The 8,719-nt window shown below is 64.7% G+C and carries 10 protein-coding genes and 1 tRNA gene; 1 reads left to right on the top strand and 10 read right to left on the bottom strand.

Translation table 11 applies throughout. From position 1 onward, the window contains the following. Positions 1 to 28: 28 nt before the first annotated feature. The 8 genes from LB577_RS23975 to LB577_RS23940 all read right to left on the bottom strand — a co-directional run bounded on the left by LB577_RS23975 (position 29) and on the right by LB577_RS23940 (position 4,308). Positions 29 to 310 (bottom strand): GCG_CRPN prefix-to-repeats domain-containing protein, encoded by a 282-nt coding sequence (locus LB577_RS23975; RefSeq protein WP_224689122.1) that lies wholly within the window; start codon positions 308 to 310, stop codon positions 29 to 31. A gap of 108 nt (positions 311 to 418) precedes the next feature. After that, the gene (locus LB577_RS23970; protein ID WP_224689120.1) at positions 419 to 880 is read right to left on the bottom strand and encodes a periplasmic heavy metal sensor; all 462 of its coding nucleotides are present in this window, start codon (positions 878 to 880) and stop codon (positions 419 to 421) included. Further along, a complete protein-coding gene (locus tag LB577_RS23965) occupies positions 877 to 1,323 on the bottom strand; it encodes a hypothetical protein (protein ID WP_224689117.1) in 447 nt (148 codons plus the stop codon). Before LB577_RS23965 ends, LB577_RS23970 begins: the two co-directional genes overlap by 4 nt. Positions 1,324 to 1,452: 129 nt before the next feature. After that, positions 1,453 to 1,995, bottom strand: a complete 543-nt coding sequence (locus LB577_RS23960) for an RNA polymerase sigma factor (RefSeq protein WP_224689114.1) — start codon at positions 1,993 to 1,995, stop codon at positions 1,453 to 1,455. A 45-nt stretch (positions 1,996 to 2,040) separates the two neighbouring features. Continuing rightward, the gene (locus tag LB577_RS23955; RefSeq protein ID WP_224689112.1) at positions 2,041 to 2,514 is read right to left on the bottom strand and encodes an EF-hand domain-containing protein; all 474 of its coding nucleotides are present in this window, start codon (positions 2,512 to 2,514) and stop codon (positions 2,041 to 2,043) included. Positions 2,515 to 2,704: 190 nt separating this feature from the next. Beyond that, complete coding sequence (locus LB577_RS23950; RefSeq protein ID WP_023766405.1) at positions 2,705 to 2,893, bottom strand: YodC family protein; 189 nt, start codon at positions 2,891 to 2,893, stop codon at positions 2,705 to 2,707. A 150-nt stretch (positions 2,894 to 3,043) separates the two neighbouring features. Next, positions 3,044 to 4,060: a YihY/virulence factor BrkB family protein gene (locus tag LB577_RS23945; RefSeq protein WP_224689109.1), complete on the bottom strand. Its 1,017-nt coding sequence runs from the start codon at positions 4,058 to 4,060 to the stop codon at positions 3,044 to 3,046. Positions 4,061 to 4,232: 172 nt separating this feature from the next. Continuing rightward, positions 4,233 to 4,308: transfer RNA gene (locus LB577_RS23940), tRNA-Thr, on the bottom strand. Between the two features lie 287 nt (positions 4,309 to 4,595). Between LB577_RS23940 and LB577_RS23935 the strand changes: the two genes are divergently transcribed. Next, a complete protein-coding gene (locus LB577_RS23935) occupies positions 4,596 to 5,741 on the top strand; it encodes a hypothetical protein (protein WP_224689107.1) in 1,146 nt (381 codons plus the stop codon). 25 nt (positions 5,742 to 5,766) lie between these two features. Here LB577_RS23935 and LB577_RS23930 read toward each other — a convergent pair whose 3' ends face one another. Further along, a complete protein-coding gene (locus LB577_RS23930; protein ID WP_224689105.1) occupies positions 5,767 to 7,368 on the bottom strand; it encodes a cisplatin damage response ATP-dependent DNA ligase in 1,602 nt (533 codons plus the stop codon). Between the two features lie 235 nt (positions 7,369 to 7,603). Next, entirely contained in the window at positions 7,604 to 8,611 is a 1,008-nt protein-coding gene (locus tag LB577_RS23925) for a ligase-associated DNA damage response exonuclease (RefSeq protein WP_224689104.1), read from the bottom strand. Positions 8,612 to 8,719: the final 108 nt, after the last annotated feature.

The raw sequence follows: 8,719 nt of genomic DNA, 5'->3' as shown, positions 1-8,719 counted from the left end.
CCCCCCCCCCCCCCCCCCCCACACATTTCTACCAGTGGCGGTGCCAGCGGTGCCAATGGCGATGCGGATGCCAGACATGGTAGCCCGGGCCGACGATAAAGGGTCGCACGACGACGCGGTTCGGCACGCAGCGACCCCAACGGTTCGGATGCCAGCCTATCCCGCAACCCCAGCGGACGTGCTCCACCAGGGCGGGAGCCGCCGGTTTGGTGACCGACACGATCGGCATTGCATTGGACGTCGCGGCTGCCGCGACGGTTCCACTAACGGCCAGGACAGCAGCAGCTGCATACTGTGTCAGACGGTTCATCGTTGAACTCCGAGTGCTCGAGTTGGAAGATTGCCTGCCGCATCATGCGATCGGCCAGGCTTGGCCCTTCCCTCATTAAACGGCGTCAAAACCGTTTCCCGTCGGTCGTCACGGCGATTTTTTTGGCGCGGCGGCGGCGCGGCGTTCGACATGGCGCAGCAGCGCCTGCGCCAGCACGCTCCGGTTTTCGGGTGACGTATTCGCCGCGAAGCCGACAATTGCCTGTTCAAGCCGGGTGCGTACGGTCACATCGGCGTTGCGTGCGCGTTCGAGTGCAGCGGACAGGGCCGTGGCGTCCACAACGGGCTGCTGCAACAGCTGCGCTGCCTCTTGCCTTGCCTGCTGGCCATCGAGAATGATCTGACGGGAGTCCATGCGGACCTGGCGCAGCGTCCTGCGGAGTGCCTTGCGGTCCTTGTCGGGAAGCCGGCCGCTGGCCGATTCCAGCGAGTAACCCGGGCCTGCCCTGGCATTCCTCAGCCAGACGGCGCCGCTGACGAGGGCGCCGGCCAGAAAGACGTTCAGTACAATCGAAGCGATGACCAGACCACGGATCCAGCGCGTGCTCATAGGCTCTCCTCGCTGTTTTCTCCGTCGGGCCCGGCATCGCCGAACGCCGTCGCATTGGCATCGAGTACATAGTGGTCGGGCTGAACCTCCGGCGTGACGACGGTCACCAGCGCCAGCCCCGCGACGGCGCCGGCAAGACCGATGCCCGCAAGTCCCATCCCCAGCCACCAGAACCGCTGGCGCCGACGCCACGTGAGATGTTGGCCGGCAGTCCGCAGGATGGCGTCGTGCAGCGCCTTGCCGGGGTGCGGGACGCTGTAGCGGTCGAGCAGGGCATCGAGCCTGCCGGCGTGCCCCGAAATGGCCTGGCCCGCCTCGCTTGAAGCGAACACGGTCGCCGCCTCGCGTTCAACCTGCGGCCATCGGCGCAAGTCGCTGCCATAGGCCGCGGCCAGTGTCGCGAAGCGCTTGGCGTCCATCGCCTGACTGTTCTCTTCGGTCATCTGTTTTCCCCTTGCCCAAAGGTGCCGCGTGCCCCGCGCGGTGTCGCAACGATGGAAACCGGTGCCCAGCCAGCAAGGCGCGACGGAAGCCGCGCATTCGTGGTCGTGCGTTTCTCGGTCATGGCCTTCTCAGTCATGGACACCATCCCTGGCCAGGATCATCTGCAAGGCCCGCCGGCCGCGCGAAAGCAGGCTTTCCAAGGCATCGACGCTGATCTCCAGGGTCGCGGCCGCCTCTATGTTCGACATCTCCTGGTAGTAGACCAGGACGATCGCCTCGCGCTGGCGCGGCGCGATCGCCTGCAGGGCCTGCTCGATGCGAAACGCGTCTTCCCGCGGATGGGCGTCGGGAAGCGGCGCCGGGTCGGCCACGTCCGGCACAGCGTCGGTCACCCATTCGCGGCGCCGACGCAGCCGGTCGTAGCACAGGTTGAGCGTCACCCGATGGATCCAGGTGTCGAAGCGTGCATTGCCGCGCCGCCAGCTCGATGCATGACGCCAGATGCGCACGAAGGTTTCCTGCGCGACATCCTCGGCCTCCGCCGCGTCGCCCAGCATGCGCGCGGCAAGCGACAGGATGCGCGGCAGCTTGCGCGCGACGAGCGTCTGCACCGCCGCGGGATCGCCAGCACCGACCCGACGAACCAACTCCTCGTCCGGATCGGCGCTCATCGGCTGGCGCGCTCCCGATATTCATCACGCTTCATGGCCTCTTGGTCATTGCTCCGGCTTGGGAGCGGATTTGTGGCCTGGCCTCTCGTCGGCTGTCAGAACGCCATCGCCATTCTTGTCCAGTTTGGCGAAGCGCTTGGCGAAGAAGGCATCGAGTTCGGCGCGATCGATGAAGCCGTCATGGTTGGAATCGACGCGCGCGAAGGATTTGGCGGGATCGGCCTTGCCGTTGTGCTTGGCCTGAAAGGCCTCCCACTCCGACAGGCTGATCTTGCCGTCGCCGTCCGTGTCGGCAGCCATGATCGCCTTCTCCCGCCGCTTCTGGAACTTGGCCAGGGTGAGGTCGGGCTTGGCCTTCGGCGCGGCGGGGACGGCAGCCGGCGGCGTGGTGGCAGCGGGCGCGGCGGCAGGCGGCGTGGTGGTTGGGGGCGCGTCGGCTGGGGGCTGCGTCGCCGTCTGGGCGAAAGCGGCCACGGTCAGCAGGCTCAAGGCAGCGGCAAGGATCGAACTGCGTATCATGGTTCGGCGTCTCCGGTTGGCGCGTTGGCCACGGCCTGTGCCGAGGTCACGCTTCAACCGTTAAACGCCGCGACGGCGGAAATCCGTCGGTCGCCCTGTGCCGATCATGCCGAATGTCGGCGACACCGCGACAGCGCTGGTTCCGAGAGCGGTGGGAATACCCCTGATCCGGCCCCTTCTGGGACAGGAATTATGTCGATTGGTCGTCGGGCACCAACTGGTCCGATTTGAAACCCGCATGTTGCGGGGTCCAGACGTCGCCTTCCTTGTTGAACCAATGGCACAGATACACGCCGGAAGCGGCACCGTCGCTGACCGTCATCTTCGGGCCTCCCGACTTCAGCTTGACGACGTCTCCGGTCTTGAAAGTGTTGGGCATTTTCGACCTCCCATGCTGACGTCCGAGTGTCCCACCAAACCTTTGTCTCGACAATGGCGGACATGCTTTGCCTGGCTTGTAAACGCACTGCTAGGCGTAGCCGGCCGCTTTCTCCGGATACTGCACAGCAGTCCGTTATGTAACGGCACATCAATCTGCGATCTTGCCCAACGTGTCGGCGACGACCGCACCGCGCTTGCCCATCGGCAGCGGCGGCCCTGTGGTCGAGTCGATGGCCGTCTGGTGCTCCATCTCCGCATTGATCGCGGCGCCGACGATCAGAATGATGACGGAGATCCATGTCCACATCATCAAGCCCACGACCGCGCCCAGCGATCCGTAAGTCGCGTTGTAATTGGCAAAACGTTGCAGGTAAAACGAGAAAAGCCATGATGCAGCGACCCAAATCACGGTGGCTATCACGGCTCCCCAGCTAAGCCATCGCCACTTCGCATGTTCCCGGCTTGGTCCGAAACGGTAGAGCAGGGAAACGCCGGTCAGCATGGTGGCGATCAGGATCGGCCATCGAGAAACCGCGACCAGCGTCTCCGTCCAGGCATCAAGATAGAAGCAGCGCAACAGCGCCGGGACGACGCCCACCGTCAGCAACAGCACGATTCCGATCAGCAGGGCTCCGACCGTGAACAGGATCGACATCAGGTTGAGCGTGATGAAGCTGCGTTTTTCGCGCTCTTCATAGGCGATGTTCATGGCATCGAAGAGTGCCTTCATGCCGCTGTTGGCGCTCCAAAGCGCGATGCCAAGGCCGATGAAGAAACCGGTTCCCAGCGCACTCGGCTTCTCTCTGGCCAAAGCCTGCAGCTGATCGCGAATGAGGTCGAGCCCGCCCGACGGCAGCAAGCCGCCGAGATAAGCGACATGATCGGCCACCGTGACGGGGTCCGCGACAAAACCGTAAATCGAGATGAATGCCGCCAGTGCCGGGAACAGAGCCAAGAGCAGATAGAAGGTGGCGCCAGCCGCCACCAACAGAACCCGGTCCTTGTTGAATTCGTCCCAGAGCCGCCAGAAAATATCTTTCCAGCCGAGCCGTGGGATCTGTGATGGCCGATCCGCGTCGCGGCCCCGGTCCGTTTGGTGCGATTTCAGGCTCGTTTTGCCGTCTTCGCTCGTCGATGAGGCCCGACCGGCGGCTTCTGCGTCCATCAACGAGGATCGCTCGCCTGTCGTTCTCGGGCTTCTTTTCGCCTTGGAAGCCACTGTGCGCCCCTTGTTCAGCAACTCCATAACGTCGGGGCGGCGCACCTGTTCCGGCGCGTCCCACGTCAATGCGCAGCAGCGTTCCGCGCAATTTCTGGCCGGAGATAAAGGTGAAGCTTGGTGCCGCTTGCGTGACTCGAACACGCGACCCCCGCATTACGAATGCGGTGCTCTACCAACTGAGCTAAAGCGGCCCGGGAGGCCGAAGCCATCCAAGATGGGCTGGGTGATAGACGCAACCGGCCGCGAATTCAAGATGCGACTTGGCAAATCATTGAGGAGCGTCCATGGGATGAAAACCGGGTTCACGCATCCCCAAGCGTGAAAATCGCCGCGATATTCCGATTTTGTTTGCCGGAATATCGCGAAGATGGACTTTGGACAGCCCGTCGAGGCAGAATGCGGCTGCCCGCCCGTTGATTGATTGGTCGCCTGCGGCTAACCATCACGCCAGGTTAGGCGATTTGCAGAGGGATTTCGCTTGGACGCGATCGAAAAAGCGATCCGGAACGCCTTGGAAAAGGGCAATGCCGAGGACCGCGCGTTCCGCGAGCGGGTCTACCGGTCGGCCTTTGCCGCGCTCGACCGTGCGCTCCAGGCCAATCCCGGCGTGACCGTGGAGATGGCCATCAAGCGCCGCAAGTCGATCCAGGCGACAATCACCGAAATCGAATCCGAGTTCCTGCCGGCGGTGCCGGATGTTGGCCTGGAGGTCGACGCACCGGCGGCCGAGCCCGCGCCCGGTGCAGCGCCCGCGATCGAGATCGGCGACAAGTCGCCATCGCCCGCTGCCGCCGTCGACAGCCCCGCGCAGCCCGCGTCCGACGCGCCGCGCTCGCGCGTGCTGCCGGTCGTCCCCGACATCATGCCGGACGCGACGCTCCCCGGTGCGCCGGCCATCGACATGTCCGTCCCCGCCACGTCCGGTGCCGCGACGGAAGTGGCGCCCGACCGCGACGAGCGGCGCATTCGCGGACGCCGCTTGCCGCTGACCGCCATCTTCCTCACGGTGACCGTGCTTGCGGCCGTAGGCATCGGCTTGTTTTTCGCCATGCAGACCGGCGTGTTCAAGACGGCGGCGCAGCTCGATACGGCGCCACCTGAAGCGCCGCCAACGGTCGAGGACGATGATTTCGCCCCGGCCGATGGCGCCAACGCACCGGCAAAGCCGGGGTCCGCGGACCAGTCGCGCGACTGGATCAATGTTTTCTCGCCGACCGACCCGACGCATGTCGCCGCTCCCTCGGACGCCAAGGCCGAGGTGATGAAGGACGACAGCGGGCCATTCCTGCGCATTCAGTCCGGCGCCTCCGGTTCGGCGGTTGCCTTCGACGTTGGGCAAGGCGTGCTGGAGAAACTCGCCGGCAAGCACGCCGTGTTCGACATCCTCGCCCGCGCCAAGGACGGCAAGGACACGCAAATCTCCATCGACTGCAATTTCGGCGAGCTTGGCGATTGCGGCCGCAAGCGCTACGCGGTCGGCCAGCAGCGCAACGAATATCTGTTCGACGTGAAGTTCCCCGACAAGCGTCCAGGCTCGGCCGGAACCATCGCCATCAATTCCGATTTCGACAAGCAGGGCAAGGCGGTCGATGTCTACGAGATCCGCGTCTCGATCGAGCCCTGAACGGAAGCTTCAGCCGTAAAGTGCTCTATCGGTCGAGCAGTGCCTGCAGCGTCTCGATTCGGTCGGCCTCGTTGGCTGGCTTGTCCCAGCGCAGCCGCGAAATGCGGGGAAAGCGCATGGCGACGCCGGATTTGTGCCGGGTCGAGCGGTTGAGCCCTTCGAAGGCGACTTCCAGCACCAGCCCGTTGTCGCGGTCGGCCCGCACCGAGCGCACCGGCCCGAAGCGCTCGACCGTGTTGTCGCGGACATATTTGTCGATCTGCCTCAGCTCCTCGTCGGTGAAGCCGAAATACGCCTTGCCGACCGGCACCAGTTCCTCCTCGCCCTCGGCTCCGGACCATACGCCGAACGTGTAGTCCGAGTAGAAGCTCGACCGCTTGCCATGGCCGCGCTGAGCATACATCAGCACCGCGTCCACCGTATGCGGGTCGCGCTTCCATTTGAACCATGGGCCTTTCGGCCGGCCGGCGACATAGGTCGAATCCCAGCGCTTGAGCATCACCCCTTCGATGATCGGGTGCGGCGGCGCCCGGCGCAAATCCTCCAGCGCCTGCCAGTCGGTGAAGTCGACGAAGGGCGACAGATCGAATCGGCTTGGGTCGAGCGTTCCCATGAAGGCTTCGAGGCGGGTGCGTCGTTCGCGGAACGACAATCCGCGCAGATCCTCGTGGCCGATCTGCAGCAGGTCGTAGCAGCGCATGAAGGCCGGGTATTGCTGCTGCATCTTCGGGGTCACCGTCTTGCGGTTCAGCCGCTGCTGCAGGTCCGAAAAGGTTCCTGTCGCCTCTCTGGGATCGCCGACCAGCAGCTCGCCATCGAGCGTCGCGGAGAAATTCATGGCGTCCGCGAGGTCGGGAAAGGCGCCAGAGACATCGTCTCCGGTGCGCGAATAGAGCCGGCGGACGCCGCCTTCGGCCACCGCCTGGACGCGGATGCCGTCCCATTTCCATTCCGCCGCATAGTCGGCGGGATCAAGCTTTTCGAGATCGCCGTCACCGATCGGGTTCGACAGCATCACCGGGCGGAACAGCGCCAATGCGGTGTTGCGCGGTTTGTCGGCCTTGCCCTCGAGCCAGGCGAACAGCGCCGTGTAAGGCGGCGACAGCCCGTGCCAGAGCTCCTCGATCTCGGCGACATCGACCTTGCCGAAATCCGCCAGCGCCTGTTTGGCGAGCCGCGCCGACACACCGATGCGCAGGCCGCCGGTGACCAGCTTGATGATAGCAAAACGCGCCGAAATGCCGGCGCTGTCGAGCAGCCCCGCGAGTATCTTCGGGCCGTCGGAGCGGCTCGCCGCCTGCAGTTTCGCCACGACCTCGCCAAGCGTCGGCTCACGGTTCGGGATGTACCCCGGTGTCTGCGGCCAGACCAGCGACACCGTCTCGGCGAGATCGCCGACATAGTCGTAGGAATAGCCGAACAGCACCGGGTCCATGCGTTCGGTGACCAGGGTGCGCAGCATCGCCGGCTTGATCGCCGCTATGTTGAGATCGCCTGTGATGGCCGCCAGCGCCAGGCCGCGGTCCGGGTCCTCGACGCTGCGGAAATAGTCGGTCAGCAAGGTCAGCTTGCCATTGCGCGACGGCGTCAGCACCACGCGGTCGAGAAGCTCGGCGAAGCGGTTCATCGGCGTGAGGACCACGCCAACGATAGAGGTTTGCGTTCTGTGGCGCCCCCCTCTGTCCTGCCGGACATCTCCCCCTCAAGGGGGGAGATCGGCCGCTTCGCCGGCTGCGCCTTGCTTGCGGCGCTGAAGATTGGCGAAAACGGCGATGATATCCAATCTCCCCCCTTGAGGGGGAGATGGCCGGCAGGCCAGAGGGGGGCGCCGTGGAACGCTGCATCAACGATTGTTCTCATGCTCAATCGCCCTCGTCCTCATACCCCACCAGATGCAGCGGTCTCGCCGCGATGCCTTCCAGCTCGCACCAGCGCACCAGTGCTTCTTCGCGGCCATGGGTGACCCAGATCTCCCCGGCGCCGGTCTCCTTTATGGTGGCGGTGAGTTCGTCCCAGTCGGCATGGTCAGAGATGATCAGCGGCAGTTCGACGCCGCCCTGCTTGGCGCGCTGGCGGATGCGCATCCAGCCTGACGCGAAGCATGAGATCGGATCGGGAAAACGCCGCGCCCAGCGGTCGGCGAAGGCCGCCGGCGGGCCGACGACGATGGCGCCGGCAAAATCCTTCTTGCCGTCTTCCACCGTCGCCGGTTCGAGCATCCCCAGCTCGATACCCTGGCTCTGATAATAGTCGCTGAGCTTGGCCAGCGCGCCATGGATATAGAGCGGCCTGTCGTAGCCAGCGTCGCGCAACAGCCGCATCACTCGCTGCGCCTTCCCCAACGCATAGGCGCCGACCAGATGCGAGCGCTCCGGGAATTGCGCGGCCGATTTCAGCAGGCGGGCGATCTCCTCCGTATCGGGCGGATGGCGAAACACCGGCAGGCCGAAAGTCGCCTCGGTGATGAACACGTCGCAGCGGATCGGCTCGAACGGCGCGCAGGTCGCATCCTTCTGCCGCTTGTAGTCGCCGGAGGCGACGATGCGCGTGCCCTGATAACCGACGCATATCTGCGCCGAACCCAGCACATGGCCGGCCGGATGGAAGCTGACGTCGACGCCGTTGAGGACGATCGTCTCGCCAAGCCGTGCCGCTTGGGTGGTTCCGGCAAAATCCTCGCCGTAGCGCAGGCCCATGATGTCGAGCGTCTGCCGCGTCGCCAGCACCGAGCGGTGGCCGGAGCGCGCATGGTCGGAATGGCCATGCGTGATCAGGGCCCGGTTCACCGGCCGCACCGGATCGATGAAGAAATCGCCCGGCGGACAGTAGAGGCCCTCGGGCCGGGGTTGAAGCAGGTCGCTGACGCGCATCGCTCCAAGATAGGATATAATTCCGCCACGGGAAGCCTGTTGCCGGAGACTGCTGACTCCCCCGCAAAACATGCCTGGCCAGTTCAATTCGGCTCTTGTTTGCTCTAC

It is taken from the genome of Mesorhizobium sp. B283B1A, from assembly GCF_020165735.1.
Lineage (GTDB): Bacteria > Pseudomonadota > Alphaproteobacteria > Rhizobiales > Rhizobiaceae > Mesorhizobium > Mesorhizobium opportunistum.
Note: the sequence above shows the minus strand (reverse complement) of the source record. Positions and strands in the feature narration are given on the sequence as shown.

Bases quoted from the DNA above. Each gene is read 5' to 3' on its own strand.
- LB577_RS23975 (WP_224689122.1), bottom strand. From the start codon at position 310: ATGAACCGTCTGACACAGTATGCAGCTGCTGCTGTCCTGGCCGTTAGT.
- LB577_RS23970 (WP_224689120.1), bottom strand. From the start codon at position 880: ATGAGCACGCGCTGGATCCGTGGTCTGGTCATCGCTTCGATTGTACTG.
- LB577_RS23965 (WP_224689117.1), bottom strand. From the start codon at position 1,323: ATGACCGAAGAGAACAGTCAGGCGATGGACGCCAAGCGCTTCGCGACA.
- LB577_RS23960 (WP_224689114.1), bottom strand. From the start codon at position 1,995: ATGAGCGCCGATCCGGACGAGGAGTTGGTTCGTCGGGTCGGTGCTGGC.
- LB577_RS23955 (WP_224689112.1), bottom strand. From the start codon at position 2,514: ATGATACGCAGTTCGATCCTTGCCGCTGCCTTGAGCCTGCTGACCGTG.
- LB577_RS23950 (WP_023766405.1), bottom strand. From the start codon at position 2,893: ATGCCCAACACTTTCAAGACCGGAGACGTCGTCAAGCTGAAGTCGGGA.
- LB577_RS23945 (WP_224689109.1), bottom strand. From the start codon at position 4,060: ATGGACGCAGAAGCCGCCGGTCGGGCCTCATCGACGAGCGAAGACGGC.
- LB577_RS23930 (WP_224689105.1), bottom strand. From the start codon at position 7,368: ATGAACCGCTTCGCCGAGCTTCTCGACCGCGTGGTGCTGACGCCGTCG.
- LB577_RS23925 (WP_224689104.1), bottom strand. From the start codon at position 8,611: ATGCGCGTCAGCGACCTGCTTCAACCCCGGCCCGAGGGCCTCTACTGT.